General features: G+C 70.5%; 16 protein-coding genes. 6 read left to right on the top strand and 10 right to left on the bottom strand.

Features of this window, described 5'->3' with window-relative positions:
* The first annotated feature begins 81 nt into the window (after positions 1-81).
* From V7E05_RS03595 to V7E05_RS03575, 5 genes are all read left to right on the top strand, one after another.
* On the top strand, positions 82-666 hold the full coding sequence (locus tag V7E05_RS03595; protein ID WP_333618305.1) for a TetR/AcrR family transcriptional regulator: 585 nt from the start codon (positions 82-84) through the stop codon (positions 664-666).
* A gap of 92 nt (positions 667-758) precedes the next feature.
* Positions 759-1,106: a DoxX family protein gene (locus V7E05_RS03590; RefSeq protein WP_333618324.1), complete on the top strand. Its 348-nt coding sequence runs from the start codon at positions 759-761 to the stop codon at positions 1,104-1,106.
* 63 nt (positions 1,107-1,169) lie between these two features.
* Positions 1,170-2,012 carry an acyl-CoA thioesterase domain-containing protein gene (locus tag V7E05_RS03585; RefSeq protein ID WP_333618304.1) on the top strand — a complete coding sequence of 281 codons (843 nt, stop codon included), beginning with the start codon at positions 1,170-1,172 and terminating at the stop codon, positions 2,010-2,012.
* A gap of 137 nt (positions 2,013-2,149) precedes the next feature.
* On the top strand, positions 2,150-2,614 hold the full coding sequence (locus V7E05_RS03580) for a fluoride efflux transporter FluC (protein WP_333618303.1): 465 nt from the start codon (positions 2,150-2,152) through the stop codon (positions 2,612-2,614).
* Complete coding sequence (locus tag V7E05_RS03575) at positions 2,611-2,970, top strand: fluoride efflux transporter FluC (RefSeq protein WP_333618302.1); 360 nt, start codon at positions 2,611-2,613, stop codon at positions 2,968-2,970. Before V7E05_RS03580 ends, V7E05_RS03575 begins: the two co-directional genes overlap by 4 nt.
* Positions 2,971-3,039: 69 nt before the next feature.
* Here the strand turns inward: V7E05_RS03575 and V7E05_RS03570 are convergent, their stop codons facing one another.
* From V7E05_RS03570 to V7E05_RS03560, 3 genes are read right to left on the bottom strand one after another with little or no spacing between them, the layout of a single operon-like run.
* Positions 3,040-4,023 carry an alpha/beta fold hydrolase gene (locus tag V7E05_RS03570; protein WP_333618301.1) on the bottom strand — a complete coding sequence of 328 codons (984 nt, stop codon included), beginning with the start codon at positions 4,021-4,023 and terminating at the stop codon, positions 3,040-3,042.
* A gap of 40 nt (positions 4,024-4,063) precedes the next feature.
* Positions 4,064-5,392, bottom strand: coding sequence for an ABC transporter permease (locus tag V7E05_RS03565; RefSeq protein WP_333618300.1), 1,329 nt, complete (start codon positions 5,390-5,392; stop codon positions 4,064-4,066).
* On the bottom strand, positions 5,389-6,264 hold the full coding sequence (locus tag V7E05_RS03560) for an ABC transporter ATP-binding protein (RefSeq protein ID WP_333618299.1): 876 nt from the start codon (positions 6,262-6,264) through the stop codon (positions 5,389-5,391). Before V7E05_RS03560 ends, V7E05_RS03565 begins: the two co-directional genes overlap by 4 nt.
* Positions 6,265-6,464: 200 nt before the next feature.
* Here V7E05_RS03560 and V7E05_RS03555 point away from each other — a divergent pair, with 200 nt between their 5' ends.
* Positions 6,465-6,983, top strand: coding sequence for a mycothiol transferase (locus V7E05_RS03555; RefSeq protein ID WP_333618298.1), 519 nt, complete (start codon positions 6,465-6,467; stop codon positions 6,981-6,983).
* Between the two features lie 9 nt (positions 6,984-6,992).
* Here the strand turns inward: V7E05_RS03555 and V7E05_RS03550 are convergent, their stop codons facing one another.
* The 7 genes from V7E05_RS03550 to V7E05_RS03520 form a co-directional block, all read right to left on the bottom strand.
* The gene (locus V7E05_RS03550; protein ID WP_442891584.1) at positions 6,993-7,739 is read right to left on the bottom strand and encodes a response regulator; all 747 of its coding nucleotides are present in this window, start codon (positions 7,737-7,739) and stop codon (positions 6,993-6,995) included.
* On the bottom strand, positions 7,736-9,196 hold the full coding sequence (locus V7E05_RS03545; protein ID WP_333618296.1) for a sensor histidine kinase: 1,461 nt from the start codon (positions 9,194-9,196) through the stop codon (positions 7,736-7,738). The genes V7E05_RS03550 and V7E05_RS03545 overlap by 4 nt, the downstream gene beginning before the upstream one ends.
* Before the next feature lie 137 nt (positions 9,197-9,333).
* Positions 9,334-9,954 (bottom strand): serine O-acetyltransferase EpsC, encoded by a 621-nt coding sequence (gene epsC / locus V7E05_RS03540; protein ID WP_333618295.1) that lies wholly within the window; start codon positions 9,952-9,954, stop codon positions 9,334-9,336.
* A complete protein-coding gene (gene cysK, locus V7E05_RS03535; protein WP_333618294.1) occupies positions 9,954-10,889 on the bottom strand; it encodes a cysteine synthase A in 936 nt (311 codons plus the stop codon). The genes epsC and cysK overlap by 1 nt, the downstream gene beginning before the upstream one ends.
* Positions 10,890-11,040: 151 nt before the next feature.
* Positions 11,041-12,525, bottom strand: coding sequence for a sensor histidine kinase (locus V7E05_RS03530; RefSeq protein ID WP_333618293.1), 1,485 nt, complete (start codon positions 12,523-12,525; stop codon positions 11,041-11,043).
* A gap of 10 nt (positions 12,526-12,535) precedes the next feature.
* Entirely contained in the window at positions 12,536-13,243 is a 708-nt protein-coding gene (locus tag V7E05_RS03525; protein ID WP_333618292.1) for a response regulator transcription factor, read from the bottom strand.
* A gap of 98 nt (positions 13,244-13,341) precedes the next feature.
* On the bottom strand, positions 13,342-14,463 hold the full coding sequence (locus V7E05_RS03520; RefSeq protein ID WP_333618291.1) for a glycerate kinase: 1,122 nt from the start codon (positions 14,461-14,463) through the stop codon (positions 13,342-13,344).
* Positions 14,464-14,692 lie beyond the last annotated feature (229 nt).

The raw sequence follows: 14,692 nt of genomic DNA, 5'->3' as shown, positions 1-14,692 counted from the left end.
CCAGTCTAGGTCGGCCCCGAGCCCGCCCGTCTCCGGCGTGGCACACCGGCGGCGTCGTAACGGCGTCATACCCTGTCCGGCGTGTCCCGAAATGTTGCCTATGACGACGCACTGCGCCGCGGAATCCTCGACGAGGCCGCAGAGCGCATGCGCAATTCCGGTCCCGAAGGTCTGAGTCTGCGTTCCCTCGCCTCGAGTCAGGGGACGTCGACCACCGCCGTGTACACGATGTTCGGCGGCAAGAACGGGCTGCTCAGTGCGGTCGCGAGGGAGGCGGACGCGGATCTCGCGGCGGCGCAGCGCGCCGTGCTCGGCGGGCGCGGCCCCCTCGAGGACCTCCGCGCGCTGGCCCGCGCCTACCGCTTGTGGGCGGTGGCGAACCCCGGCCTCTACGATCTCGTGATCCGCGAGCGCCACACCCCGCACGACGCGCTACTCGAGGTCGTCGACGCGCTCATCGACGAGGGCATCTTCCGGGCGGAGCCCGTCGCCGAGGTCGCGTCCTCGGTGTGGGCCTCGCTCCACGGCGTTATCGCACTGGAAATCGCCGCGTGGCCCGCAGCGCCGAGCTCGGAGACGTACTTCGAGATGCAGGTCGTCGCCGTGCTCCGCGCCTGGCTCCTCGACACCTCGATCGCCGAGCAGCGTCGGCAGCGCGCGGTCTAGGGGACGTGGCCATGGGCTCGGGATCGAACGCGGCATCCAGCGCGAGCGAAGGCAACGGCGTGAGCCGAGGTGCGGACAAGGGCGCCCTGGCCATGGCCGGCGCCCTCGTTGCCATGGGGGCCCTGCACTTCGCGCGTCCGAAGCCGTTCGACGGACTCATCCCGCCCGAGCTCCCGTTCTCGCGCCGCTCGTGGACGTACGGCTCGGGTGTCGCGGAGCTCGGCGTGGCCGGGCTCCTCGCGGTGCCCCGGACGCGCAAGCTGGGGGCGCTGTCCGCCGTCATCCTGTTTATCGGGGTGTTCCCCGGAAACCTGCACATGGTCCGGGCGTGGAAGCGGAAGCCGTTCTGGCCGTGGCGCGCTATCGCGTGGGCGCGGCTACCGATGCAGGTGCCCATGGTGCTCGCGGCGTGGCGAATCCGGCAACGCTCCGGGCGCTGATCCGGCTCGAAGCGCTGCCCCGATACGGCTCCGGCCGAACCCGCGCTGGATAGGATCGGGTGCATGAGCGTACTCACCTTTCACCGCCTGGACGGCTCGACCTACATCCCGGAACAGGTCGCCATGAGCGCGTGGAAGAGCACCGACATATCCGGGCCCGCCGTGGTCGGCGCGGTCGCCCGCTCCCTCGAGATCGATACCGGAGACGCCGAGTTCCAGCCGGCGCGCCTCACCGTGGATCTCTTCCGGCCCGTGCACAGCGCGCCGTTCGAGGTGTGGACCAGCATGGTCAGGGACGGCAACCGGATCCGCGTAGCCGATGCCGAGCTGATCCAGGACGGCGAGACGAAGACGCGCGCAACTCTCGTGCAATTGCGCCGCTCCGAGAACCCGGCCGGCGAGGTGTGGTCGCCGGAGGTCGATGTCGAGGTCCCGCCGGAGTACGCCACCGAGCCCATGCCGCCGGAGCAGTTCCCGATGTACCAGACGGCCGGCGCCGGATGGAGCAACGATATGACCGCCCACCAGGTGGCCGAGCGCCGCGCCTACTGGTTCCGGCCCATCGACGTCGTCGCCGGCGAGGAGGCGAGCCCGTTCCAGCGCGCGGCGATCCTCTCGGAGGGGACGAGCCTCATCACCAACTGGGGCACGGAGGGCATCGGATTCATCAACGCCGACCTGACCCTCTCCCTCGCACGACTCCCGCGCACTCCGGACCTCGGCATGCGCGCCGACATGCACGTCGAGTCGGAGGGCGTGTCGGTGGGCACCACGGCGATCTACGACCGCGATGGCTACATCGGCACCGGCGGCGTGGTCGCGGTGTCGAATGCGAAGCGGCAGATCGACTGGAGCCACAGGAAGATCAACAACCGCGGGGTCGAGCCGGACGGCCGCGGCGCGTAGGGCGGGGCCCGGGCGCGTACCTCCGGGGCGGCGACCGGATAGGGTACCGGGACCGGTGAATCGATTCGGTGGCTCGCTTCGGTCTCCGGATGCGGCCGCTTCCAGATCGAACGGATGAGAAGCGCGAGGGGGCGAGAATGAGCGAGAAACCTGCCGGACCAGGCATTCTCGTGGCGATCATCCTCGTCGCGGCCGGCACCGCCCTCGGCGCTGTCGCGCGCGGAACCGTCGGCGCGTTCCTCGGCCAGCCCCATTCCGTCGCCGGCTATACGACGATCTTCACCGTCAATATCGTCGGGGCATTCGTCCTCGGCCTCATCACGGAGCTCACGCTCGGCCCCCGCAGCTGGCAGCCCGCGGCGCGGCTCGCATTGGGCACCGGATTCTGTGGCGGGTTCACCACCTACTCGACCTTCGCCGTCGACGTTGCCATCGTGCAGACCGAGGGCCCGGCGATCGACGTGGCGCTCTACCTCGCGGGCATGCTCGTCGTGGGAGTCCCCGCCGCGCTCAGCGGCATCGCGTTCGGCGAGTTCCTGCGCCTGCGCTCGGTTCGCAAGGCGTCCGGGGAGAGCGCGGCGCGGAAGGCGGTTCGGGGATGACGGCACTCGTCGTGATCATCGCCGCCGCCCTCGGCGGCGCGTTGCGTTATGTGCTCGATGCGGGCATCAAGAAGGCGGTGCGCCCCGTGGGTCCGGCGGGCATCCTCGCCGTCAACGTGCTGGGCTCCGCCGCGCTGGGACTCGCCACGGGCTTGTTCGTCGCGGGGTCCATCGCGCGGCCCGAGTGGAGCGCGACGGCCGCGTTCTGCGGCGGGTTCACGACGTTCTCGTCGGCCGCCGTGGAGGTCGCGTACCTGCTGCGCGCCCGGCGCTGGGTCCGCGCCATCGCCTACTGGTTCGGTATGGCGGTGCTGTGCAGCGGCGCCGCGTGGGCCGCGTATTCGCTCGTCGCGTAGCCGCCCCGTCTACGCCTTGATCGCGCCGCCACGCTTCGCCCGCGCCTGCCGAGTCCCGCGCCGCCCCGGCTACGCCTCGCCCCGGGGAGGGGCGGACAGCTCGGCGAGCAGCGCCTCGTTGACCTCGCGGGGCGCGGAGAACAACGCCCCGTGGCCTCCTGGCACCGTCCTCGTCGACACCCACGGCGCACCACCGAGCGACTCGGCCGCGCGCTCGGCCGGCGCCCCGGCGGGCATGTAGAGGTCGCCCGCGAAGCTGATCAGCGAGAACACGGGACGCACGCCGCTCGCAGGTAGCTCGGGACGCTCTGCGGTGCCGTCGACCCACGCCGTCACCGCCTGGCCCTGTCCCTCCCGGGCGTGCGGCGCCGCCCACACCGAGGACTGGAGCTCGAGGACCTCCCACCACGTGCGCGCGAGGGCATCGCGCTGCGTGAGCGATTCGGTGTCGAGGGTGGTGACGAAGGTGAGGAAGCGCTCGAAGGCTTCCTGCGCGCGGGGATCGTCGCCGATGGCGAGGCGGGTGTCGCGGGCCGCGCGCGAGACCTCCGAGGACTGGTTGTGCCCGCCGAGCAGCACGGCGTGGGCGACGCGCTCCGGGTGGCGGCGCGCGAGCAACTCCGCGGTGAACCCGCCGAGCGAATAGCCGACGAGCGCCACCGGTTCGGACCACCCGAGGTGGTCGAGGACAGCGAGCGCGTCGGCGGCCATATCGTCGAGCGTCCACGGCAGCTCGGGCGCCACCGACGGCGTGATCCCCCGCGCCGCGTACACCGCGACCTCGAAACCGGCCGCGAGCAGCGTCTTCTCCGTGGCGCGCCACGTATCCGGGGTCTGCCCGGTTCCGCCGATGAGCAGGACGCGCCGGGACGGTCCCGCCGAGCCGCCTGCCCCGGCAGTAGATCCGGAACCGCCAGACGTGGCGGCGGCGAAGGGAGGGGTGGCGCTCGGCGTCACGGGCGAAGGGGCATCCGGCACGGAATGCCGAACCCCCACCTCCCAGCTGCCGAGCCGGGGGTGGGGGATCGTGACGACGTCGATACTGGCGCTCATGGGGCCAGGGTATCGGGCGGCCGCTGGTGCGATTTCGTGTCTACTGCTTGCCGAAGATCGCCTCGCGGTAGGTCATCTTGCGGTTGGTCTGCATCATCGAGCGGCGGTAGATCAGGTCGGACAGCGCGACCAGCGCGGCCGTTGTGATCACCGTGATCACGAGCGCGATGATGGCCTCCCACCACTGCGCGTCGCCCGTGGCGAGGCGCACCGGCATGAGGATCGAGGACATGATCGGGATGTACGAGCACACGACCTGCGCCGTGCCCTTGAGGAAGAGCGAGGCGAAGAACGCGACCATCACGATGGTGAGGATCGGCGACATCGTCGACTGCGTGTCCTCGGTCCGCGAGGCCAGCGAACCGGCCGCGCCGAAGAGCGAGGCGAGCGCCGTGAACCCGAAGATGAAGAACAGGACGTACCAGGCCGCTGCCGGGCCGATCGCGGGGAGGATCGTCGAGTAGTCGGTGAACGACACCGCGACTAGCCCGATGATCGCGAACAGCGCGACCTGCGCGGTGGCGAGGAGTGTCATGCCGGCGATCTTGCCGAAGAGGATCGAGCGGACGGGCACGGCCGCCGCGAGGATCTCCACGATCCGCGACTGCTTCTCCTCGACTACCGAGCCGGCGATCGCCGCGCCGAAGATCATGGCGGCGAAGTAGAAGAGGAAGCCGAACGCGAGGCCGGCGATGTAGCGCAGCGCCTCCGGCGGCACCTCGTTCTCGGCGCCGGGCGCGAGGAGCCGCTCTGTGGGGGCGGTGCCCTCCTGGAGCTGCTCCATCGACGTGCCCGCGGCCGTGGCGTTCTGCGCCATTCCGGCCTGCACGATCGCCGCGCTGAGCGTCGCCTTGACGGAGCTCTCGATCTCGCGGTCGCCGACGATCTCCCAGCCGGAATCGGTGCGGATCAGTCCGGCCGCCGCGTCGCCGTCGGAGACGGCCTGCTCGAGCGCGGCCTCGTCCGCGACCTGCATCGTCTCGAAACGCGTATTGCCCATGACGTCGGCTGTCGGATTACTGGGGGCGGCACCCGTTGCCGAGTTGTCGCCGTCGGAATCGGCGCCGTCGGCCTGCTTCTCCGAGAGCTCCGCGATCCCGTCGACCAGCTGCTGCGACTGGGCATCGGCCACCGCGATGGTCTCCGTGGTGGTCCGCGAGCTGAAGTATGCGCTGATCCCGACCGAGACCGCCATGATGAGCACGATGAAGATCGTGGAGAAGATGAAGTTCTTGTCCCGGAGCTTCACCGAGATCTCGCGGGCGGCGACGGTCATCCATGCGCGCTGGTCGCCCTCGTCTTCCTTGCGATCGGGGCCGTAGCCGTCATCCATGCGCGGCTGCTGCGCGGTGGTCATCTGCGTGGTCATTTGGACACCTCCCGGTAGATCTCGGACAGGGACGGGACGAGCTCGGCGAACTCGACGACGGAGCCGCGGCCGAGGGCGTCGGCGAGGAGCCGATCGGCTTCGGCCTGGTCGACGAGGTCGAGGACGGCGGAGTTACCGGAGACATCCAGAACGGAGACTCCGGAATCGCGGAGCCAGCCGACGTCGCGGTCCATGACGAGGCGGTGGCGGATGCGGCCCGAGCGCTGCAGCTCCTCGCGGCTGCCGGAGGCGACCACGCGGCCGCGCGAGAGCACGGTGAGCTGGTCGCACAGCCGCTCGACGAGATCGAGCTGGTGCGAGGAGAACAGCACGGGCACGCCGCGGGCGTTGTACTCGCGGAGAAGGTCGGCCATCGAATCGACCGCCTCGGGGTCGAGCCCGGAGAACGGCTCGTCGAGGAGGAGGAACTCGGGCCGGCCGATCACGGCGACCGCGATCTGAACGCGCTGCTGGTTACCGAGCGAGAGCGAGTCGAGGACGCTGTCTTTGCGATCGGCGAGGTCGAAGCGCTCGAGGAGCTCGAGTCCGTCGCGGCGGGCGCCGGCGGCGGAGCGGCCGAACAGCTTGCCGAAGTACACGATCTGCTCGAGCACCTTTTGCCTCGGGTAGAGGCCGCGCTCCTCGGGCATGTAGCCGAAGGTCCGGCGGATGGCGCGGTCGACGGGGGCGCCGTTCCACAGCACCTGCCCGGCGTCCGGGGTTAGTACCCCCATGACCATTCGCATCGTCGTCGTCTTGCCCGCGCCGTTGCCGCCGACGAAGCCCGTCATCCCCGGCTGGACGTCGAAGCTGATGTCCGCCACCGCCTGGGTGCTCCCGAACGATTTGGCGAGGCCCTGCACTTGCAACATGCTCTGCTCCTCGGTTGGTGTGTGGAGCGGCGCTCCGCTTCTGCTTTCCAGCGTTTGCGTTTCCGCTCTGTGTGGTCTCCACGCTAAGGCGGGCCAAGCGGTTTCGGATCCGCCTCGAGGAGGGTCTTGCGCTGCGGTTTTTCGCCTGACGCCGGACGTCCCTCCCCCTTGAGGCGGAGGCGGAGTGCGAGGATCGGCGCATGGATGATGCGCAGGGCGGAGTTGACGGAGGCGGTGCACGCGGAGGCAGCGCCGGATCCGGCGAGCGGGAGGAGGCGTTCCTCGCGGTGGCCGGCGAGATCCTCGACGGGTATGCGGCGGCTCTGGGCACGCTGGACGACGAGAGAGTCAACGCCAGCCCCGTTCCGGGCGTGGTCAATTCAGCCTTCGCGCTGGTGATCCACGTCGACGGGATGGCGAAATTCTGGTTGGGGTCCTTCGTGGCCGGGGAGGATATCGACCGCGACCGCGACTCCGAGTTCCGCGCCACAGGGACCGTGGCGGAGGCGCGAGCCCTGCTCGATGCCCTGCGGCCGCGGCTCGCGGAGTGGGTGCGGATCGCACTGGCCGAGGGGATCAGGAATCGGGCGGCGCGGGGGACCTCGGTACGGGATTTCGCGAACGCGAGTCCCGAGTGGGTCCTCGACCACGTGCTCCACGAGTTCGCGCAGCACCTCGGCCACCTCGAGGTCTGCCGCGACGTCCTCGGGGCGCGGTAGCCGTACCGGCTATTCGGCCGGGGTCGCGATGCCCGAGCGGTACGCGAACACCACGGCCTGCACCCTGTCGCGGAGGTGCGCCTTGGACAGAACCGAGGACACGTGGGTCTTGACCGTCGCCTCGCCGATCACGAGCTCCTCGGCGATCTCCCCGTTGGACCGTCCGCGGGCCACGGCCTCGAGGACCTCGCGCTCGCGGCCCGTGAGGGAATCGACGATCCGCTGTGTCTCGGAATCGAGGGGCGGCGGGACCCCGGGGTCGCCCGCCCCGCCGACCGGGCCGGCGGCGCCGGGTCCACCGGCAGTGGCATCCGCGGCGGCCCCGGCGCGAGGCTCCTCCGCCGTCATCTGCTCGATGACCCTGCGCGTTACCTGCGGCGACAGCAGTGCATGGCCGTGCCCCACGGCGCGGACCGCCGCGACGAGCTCGTCGGGGTCGGAGTTCTTCAGCAGGAAGCCGGAGGCCCCGGCGCGGAGGGCGTCGAAGAGGTAGTCGTCGCGGTCGAAGGTGGTGAGGATGAGGACCCGTGCGAGGTCCGCGCCGGCGATCGAGCGCGTCGCGGCGATGCCGTCGAGCACGGGCATCTGCACGTCCATGAGCACCACATCGGGCGAGAGGCGGCGCACTGCGTCGATGGCCTCGGCGCCGTCGGAGGCCTCGCCGACGACCTCGATATCGTCCTCGGCCGAGAGCATCATCGTGAACCCGGAGCGCATGAGCGCCTGGTCGTCGACCACGAGCACGGTGAGCATCAGGAATCCTTCCGGGAAATGGGGAGGCGGACGCGGACGCGGTAGCCGCCGAGGGCGCGCGGGCCGATCTCCACGGCGCCGCCGAGCGAGCGCGCCCGCTCGCGCATCCCGAGCTGCCCCATCCCGGTTCCGGCGGTGCCGTGGCGCGGGCGGCCGTCGTCGACCACCTCGACCTCGGCGAACGCTGTGTCCTCGCCGCGGATCGCCGCCCGCCCGGTGCGGAGCGTGAGCCGCGCGGACGTGGCCGTCGAATGCGTCCGCACGTTGGAGAGCGCTTCCTGGGCGATCCGATACAGCGACGCCGAAACGCCGGCAGGGATCTCTGCGCGCGGGATTGCCGGGTCCTCGACGATGTCGAACGCCACGATGGGGCGGTCCCGGGAGACATCCGCGATGAGCTCGTCGAGGTGTTCGAGGCCGGGGCCGGCGGGGGAGCGGTCGACATCGGCGGCGGCCGCACGGGCGGAGAACGCGTCGAGTTCGAGGGCCCCGTCTTTGCTCACTCGCGCGCCGCTCCCGAGAGCCCCTTCGACCGTCTCGTCCACGTGCGCCGAGTCGCGCAGGGTCCCGAGCAGCGAGCGCATCTCCGTCACGGCCTTCCGCGAGGAATCCTCGACCTGCACAAGGGCGCCGGCCACGGTGGTGCGGGCGGCCTCGAAATCGGAGGAGCGCTCGAGCACCCGCCGCGCGGCGCCGGCCTGCACGCCGATCGCCGAGACGTGATGCGCGACCACGTCGTGGAGCTCGCGCGCGATTCGGAGCCGCTCGGCGGTCACGGCCTGTCGGGCGAGCGTTGCGGACTGCTCCTCGACGAGCGCCCCGTAGTCCGCAACCTGCTCGGTGCGCCGCGCGTCCCACCACGCGACCGCGCCGAGACCGAGCGCACCGAAGAAGAACACGATGTTGATCACGACGTTGTAGAAGAGAAACGCGAGGATCCGCCACAGGGACAGCGTCTCGCCATTGTCGAGCCCGACGATCTCGGCGATCCGGCTCGCTCCCGAGGCCTGCGCGGCGAGCCACGCCATCCACAGGAGGAGGGCGAGGCCTGTGGCCGATGCAAGAAGCACCACGTGCCACCTGTTCCGCGCCCACGCGGCGGCGGAGTAGGCGAGGAAGAACGAGATCGCCTGCGTCGAGATGAACGCTGTGAGCGTCGGGATCCAGAACCCTCCTAGAAACACCACGGCCGTGCCCACGAGCGCGGCGGAGAGCGGGTAGCGCCGCCTGGCGACGAGCGCCGCCGAAGGTATCGCGAGGAACACGAGCTGCTGCCACAGCGGCGCCTCGATCTCGAGAACGCGCGAGGCGGACATCGTCTGGAGCACACCGATCCCGACGAGATACGCGACCACTGCCGTGAGCGCATCCGTGCGCAGCCACCGCCCCGGTAGCGGCCGCTCCCACTCCTCGTCGAGCCCGAAGAGGCGTCTCGCCCGTTGCTTCATCTGCCCCTCCATGGGCCCCAGCCTAGTGTTCGCCCATGACGCCGGACGGCCGGGAATCGCAAACACGCCGCGGCCCCGACCTCCTCCGAACGAGGAAGCCGGGGCCGCGGCCGACGAGGCGGACAGGCGGTGGCGCCGCCCGTGCGCCGTCAGATATAAATCGCGGGATCGACGAAGAAGGTCTCGGAGAGCTCTTCCGGGGCGGCCTCCGCCATGGGGCGGGCCTTCGCGGGAATCCCGACGATCACCGAGTGGGCGGGTTGGTCCTTGGTGACCACGGCGTTCGCGCCGACGGCGCTGCCCTCGCCGACCGTGACTGGCCCGAGGATCTTCGCCCCGGCGCCGACCGTGACCCCGTCCTCGAGGGTCGGGTGCCGCTTGACCTGCGCCATCGAGACGCCGCCGAGCGTGACCCCGTGGTACAGCATGCAGTCGTCGCCGATGTCCGCCGTCTCGCCGATGACCACGCCCATGCCGTGATCGATAAAGAACCGGCGGCCGATCTGCGCCCCCGGATGGATCTCGATCCCCGTGAGGAAGCGCGCGAACTGGCTGAGCACCCGCGCGAGAGAACGCCGCGCGCCGCCTGCCTGCCACAGCCGGTGGTCGAGGCGGTGGAACCAGATCGCGTGGAGCCCCGAGTACACGAGGGCGTTCTCCACATCCCCGCGAGCGGCAGGGTCGTGCGCGCGCGCCGCCGCGAGGTCCTCGCGCAACGTGCGCAGGAATCCCGGGGCGGGCGCGGTCCTAGAGGCGGCGGGCTCGGACATTACTTGCGGTATTCCTCGAAGAGCGGGGTGGAGAGGTAGCGCTCGCCGAAGTCGCACACGATGACCACGATGGTCTTGCCCTTGTTCTCCGGGCGCTTGGCGACCTCGAGGGCGGCCCAGACGTTCGCGCCGGAGGAGATGCCGGCGAGAATGCCTTCGTCGGTGCCGAGCTTGCGCGCGACGGCGAGCGAGTCCTCAAGGGTGACGTCGATGACCTCGTTGTAGATCTCCCGGTCGAGGATCTCCGGGACGAAGTTCGCGCCGAGGCCCTGGATCTTGTGCGGTCCGGCCTTGCCCTCGGTGAGCAGCGGCGAGTCCTTCGGCTCGACGGCGACGATCTCGATGTCGCTCTTGTGCCCGCGGAGGGTCGCGCCGGCGCCGGAGATGGTGCCGCCGGTGCCGATTCCGGCGACGAAGATGTCGATGTCGCCCTCGGTGTCGTCCCAGATCTCCTCGCCGGTGGTGCGGCGGTGGACGTCGACGTTGGCGGGGTTCGCGAACTGGCGGGCGAGGACGGCGTTCTCGCGCTCGGCGGCGACCTCCTCGGCCTTGGCGACCGCGCCCTTCATGCCCTCGGCGGCGGGGGTGAGGATGAGCTCGGCGCCGTAGGCGCGCATGACGGCGCGGCGCTCGATCGACATGGACTCGGGCATGCAGATCACGGTCTTGAACCCGCGGGCGGCGGCGACGAAGGCGAGGGCGATGCCGGTGTTGCCCGAGGTGCCCTCGACGATGGTCCCGCCGGGCTTGAGCGCGCCGGAGGCCACCGCGTCGTCGATGATGGCCGCGCCGATGCGGTCCTTGACGCTATTGGCCGGGTTGGCCGACTCGAGCTTGGCGACGACGGTGGCGTCGATGCCTTCGGTGAGCTTGTTGAGCCGGACGAGCGGGGTGCGACCGATGGTCTCGGTGACGTCCGAGTAGATCTTTGCCATTGTGTGCTTTCCTCCTTGGGCACTGCCCTCCCGCGCGGTGTTGCGGGCTCGAGGCGCCGAACGCCGAGGAGGGCAGAATGAACCGATCTGTCTACTTATACTATTGTGCCCTCTCGAGCGAGTGATTGCCACCACTTCGACTCAGACGAGATCAGGCGTTCGGGTTGCCGTCTACAGGACCGTCGAGCGGGATCTCCACGCGGAAGCGCGCCCCTCGCCCGGGCGCCGTGTCGAGGTGGACCGCACCGCCGTGCGCCTCGACGATCCCGGCGACGATCGCGAGCCCGAGCCCGCTGCCGCCGGCCCCGTCGGCCCTGGTACGGGAGTCATCAGCGCGGTGGAAACGCTCGAACGACTTCGCGGCGGTCTCGGGATCCATCCCCACTCCGTCGTCGTCCACCTCGAGGACGCCCACACGCGTGCCAGGACGAAGCGTGGGGCCGACCGACGCCGAGTGTTCTGCAGTGGAGGCGAGCGCCTCGGTGACCCGCACCGTGACCGCCGCGCCGGGCCCCGCGTGGCGAAGCGCGTTGACCACGAGATTGAGCGCCACTTGGCGGAGCCGGCCCGGATCGCCTGTGACGACGGGCGCCGCATCGACCCGGAGGGCGACGTCCCTGTCCTGCTCGATCGCGCGGGCGCCGGCGACGGCGTCCGCGGCGACGTGCGGCAGATCCACCTGCTCGTGAGCCATGGGGCGCTCGGCGTCGAGGCGCGCCAGGGTGAGCAGGTCCTCGATGAGCACATGCATCCGCTTGGCCTCCGGCTCGATGCGGTCGAAGGCGGCGTCCGCATCCGGGATCATCCGCTTCCTGTACAGCTCGGCGAAGCCGATGATCGAGGTGAGCGGAGTGCGCAGCTCGTGGCCGGCGTCCGCGACGAACGTGCGCATGCGGTCCTCGGAGTCGGCGGCCTTCTGCCTCGAGGCCTCGGTCGCGGCGAACGCCGACTCGATGCGGCTGGCCATCCAGTTGAAGCTCTGCGCTAGGGAGCCGACCTCGGTGTGCGGCGAGACGTCGGGGAGGCGGCGGTCGAAATTGCCCTCGGCGATCTCGTGTGCTGCCGACTCGACCTCCTGCAGGGGGCGCAGCGAGCGTCGCACCAGGATCCAGGCACACGTGCCCACGCCGGCGAGGATGATGATCCCAACGAGCGCCTGGACCTGGACGAGCTTGACCACGGTCGAGTCGACGGTCGAGTCGAGGGGAACCGCGAGCACCGTGATGTTGCCCTGGGAATCCATGTCGGCGAGCGCGCGCCACTCGCCCTCGCCGTCGGAATCGGGGAGGTCGAAGGGCTGGCGGAGGGCGACCTGGTCGGGGAGGGTCGGCGAGGTCGAGCTGTCGTCGACCTCAAAGAGGAGCTGCCCGGAGGACGTGCGCACCGCGACGAAGAACTGGCTCGGCGGGCGCTGTCGGTTCGCCTCTTCCGGGATGAAGGACTCGTGCGGCCGCGGCGGTGGGGTCGATGCCCATTCGCTCATCGCCTCGCGCAGCTTCTGGTCCTGGGTGTTGATGAGCTGAGCGCGCATCGTGAGCGTGACGGCGACGCCCGAGCCGACGAGACCGAGGGCGACGAGCGCGACCGTCGCCGCCACGAGGAGGACCCGCAGGGGGAAGCGGTCGAGGAGCCTCATCCGGGCGCCCCTACCGGGGCTCGCGCAGAACGTACCCGACGCCGCGGAGCGTGTGGAGGTACTTCTTCTCCCCGGTATCGACCTTCTTGCGCAGGTAGGAGACGTAGGTCTCCACGACGTTGGCGTCGCCGCCGAAATCGTAGTTCCACACGTGGTCCAGGATCTTCGCCTTGGACAGCACGACCCCGGCGTTGACGATGAAGTAGCGCAGGAGCGCAAACTCGGTGGGCGAGAGGGTCACGGGTTGGCCGGCCTTGAGCACCTCGTGGGTCTCGTCGTCGAGCTCGATGTCTGCGAACGACACGGTGGTGTCCTCCGCGGGCACGTCGCGCATGCCGCCGCGGCGCAGGAGCACGCGGACGCGCGCGACGACCTCTTCGAGCGAGAACGGCTTGGTCACGTAGTCGTCCCCGCCGATGGTGAGCCCTCGGACGCGGTCCTCGACGGCGTCCTTGGCGGTGAGGAACAGGACGGGCGCCTCGATCCCGTCGGCGCGAAGGCGGCTAAGGGTGTCGAAGCCGTCCATCCGGGGCATCATCACGTCGAGCACGATCACGTCCGGGCGGAAGCGTCGAGCGATGTCGAGCGCCTCGGTCCCGTCCCGCGCGACCTGGACGTCGAAGCCCTGGTACTTGAGACTCACGTGGAGCAACTCGACGATCGACGGCTCGTCATCGCAGACGAGCACGCGCGCGCCGGCCTCTGGATTCTCAGTCATGGCCATGAGTCTGGCCTACCAGCTTGTGCCACGGGTCCACGGTAGCTGTGAACGGTCTGTGGAAGTTGTGAGCCTCGACGTGATTCCTCGGGCTTCTCTCAGTCCGCGGTTCTTGCGGTATCCGCGAGCAGCGCGGCGGTGAGCTCGGCGAGGAGCGGGCCGGCGCGGTTGAACGCCTCCTCTTCGACCTCGGCGATGTCCGCGAGCGCGGCGGCCCCGGCGAAGCCCGCGGCGCGCACCCGCTCGGCGCCGAGGTCGAGCTTCCCGCACACCGCCCACACCGGGACGCCGTGCTCCCGGCCCAGCTCGGCGACGCCCATCGGCGCCTTCCCGTGGGCCGTCTGGTCGTCGAGCCTGCCTTCGCCGGTGAGCACGAGGTTCGCCCCGGCGATCGAGTACTCGAGGCCAGTGAGATGCGAGAGCGCCTCGAAGCCCTGGCGGAGGTCCCAGCCGAGCAGGCGCGCCATGAACCCGACGCCGCCGGCCGCCCCCGCCCCGGGGTAGTCCGGCTCGGCGCCGAGGGGCGAGGCGATCTGGGCCAGCCGGGCGAGCCCGCGCTCGAGTAGCTCGATGTCGTCGGCCGTGGCGCCCTTCTGCGGGGCGAATACCGCCGCGGATCCGTCGGCACCGAGGAGGGGAGTGTCGACGTCGCAGGCGATGGTGATCCGCGCGTTCGCGATCCGCTCGTCGAGCCCGGACAGATCGATCGAGGAGAGGCGGTGGAGCTCGCGGCCGCCTGGGGGAAGGGGACGTCCGTCGTCATCGAGAAAACGGGCGCCCAGCGCCGCAGCCATCCCCGTCCCGCCATCGGTGGAGGCGCTGCCGCCTATGCCGCAGAGGATGTTGGGGCGACCGGAGTCGAGCGCGGCGAGGATCGCCTCGCCGAGGCCGAAGCTCGAGGAGTCGAGAGGAGCGGGGGTGTTGCCGGGGAGCTTGAGGAGGCCGCACGCATCGGCCATTTCGACGAACGCGGAGTCGGGGTCGAGCGCCGCGAAGTGGGTGGCGGCGGGTCTGCCGACCGGGCCCGTGACGGTGATCGGCTCGAGGTGGGCGCCGATATGCCGCATGACGTCGAGGGATCCGGTTCCGCCATCGGCAACGGGGAAGGTGACGATCTCCTCGTGGGGGAATGCGCGCCGCGCGCCCTCGGCCGCGTGACGGCAGGCTTCGGTAGCCGTGAGCGAGCCCTTGAATGCTGCGCAGGCGACGACGATGGTCATGGATTCATCATGGTCCAGGTGGGTTCGGGGATAAGGCGGCGGGGCCGCAGATCGAGATGATCTGCGGCCCCGCGGGTGGCGCTGCGCTGGTGGGTGCGGGGACTAGATGCCCGCGGCCGAGCCGACACCGATGGTGATCGCGACGCCGATGCCGAGGCCGGCGAGCGACTGCGGCGAACCCGGCTCGAGCGAACTCTGGACCGACTCGCTGTCGAGGGAGCCCGAGGAG

The sequence above is a fragment of the Dietzia sp. genome (assembly GCF_036741115.1).
Lineage (GTDB): Bacteria > Actinomycetota > Actinomycetes > Mycobacteriales > Mycobacteriaceae > Dietzia.
This window is presented reverse-complemented; position numbering and strand designations above follow the sequence as displayed.

What these genes read in the sequence shown, in the direction of transcription:
- V7E05_RS03590 (WP_333618324.1), top strand. Translation starts at nt 759, where the DNA reads ATGGCCGGCGCCCTCGTTGCCATGGGGGCCCTGCACTTCGCGCGTCCG.
- V7E05_RS03585 (WP_333618304.1), top strand. Translation starts at nt 1,170, where the DNA reads ATGAGCGTACTCACCTTTCACCGCCTGGACGGCTCGACCTACATCCCG.
- V7E05_RS03580 (WP_333618303.1), top strand. Translation starts at nt 2,150, where the DNA reads ATGAGCGAGAAACCTGCCGGACCAGGCATTCTCGTGGCGATCATCCTC.
- V7E05_RS03575 (WP_333618302.1), top strand. Translation starts at nt 2,611, where the DNA reads ATGACGGCACTCGTCGTGATCATCGCCGCCGCCCTCGGCGGCGCGTTG.
- V7E05_RS03570 (WP_333618301.1), bottom strand. Translation starts at nt 4,023, where the DNA reads ATGAGCGCCAGTATCGACGTCGTCACGATCCCCCACCCCCGGCTCGGC.
- V7E05_RS03565 (WP_333618300.1), bottom strand. Translation starts at nt 5,392, where the DNA reads ATGACCACGCAGATGACCACCGCGCAGCAGCCGCGCATGGATGACGGC.
- V7E05_RS03560 (WP_333618299.1), bottom strand. Translation starts at nt 6,264, where the DNA reads ATGTTGCAAGTGCAGGGCCTCGCCAAATCGTTCGGGAGCACCCAGGCG.
- V7E05_RS03555 (WP_333618298.1), top strand. Translation starts at nt 6,465, where the DNA reads ATGGATGATGCGCAGGGCGGAGTTGACGGAGGCGGTGCACGCGGAGGC.
- V7E05_RS03545 (WP_333618296.1), bottom strand. Translation starts at nt 9,196, where the DNA reads ATGGAGGGGCAGATGAAGCAACGGGCGAGACGCCTCTTCGGGCTCGAC.
- epsC (WP_333618295.1), bottom strand. Translation starts at nt 9,954, where the DNA reads ATGTCCGAGCCCGCCGCCTCTAGGACCGCGCCCGCCCCGGGATTCCTG.
- cysK (WP_333618294.1), bottom strand. Translation starts at nt 10,889, where the DNA reads ATGGCAAAGATCTACTCGGACGTCACCGAGACCATCGGTCGCACCCCG.
- V7E05_RS03530 (WP_333618293.1), bottom strand. Translation starts at nt 12,525, where the DNA reads ATGAGGCTCCTCGACCGCTTCCCCCTGCGGGTCCTCCTCGTGGCGGCG.
- V7E05_RS03525 (WP_333618292.1), bottom strand. Translation starts at nt 13,243, where the DNA reads ATGACTGAGAATCCAGAGGCCGGCGCGCGCGTGCTCGTCTGCGATGAC.
- V7E05_RS03520 (WP_333618291.1), bottom strand. Translation starts at nt 14,463, where the DNA reads ATGACCATCGTCGTCGCCTGCGCAGCATTCAAGGGCTCGCTCACGGCT.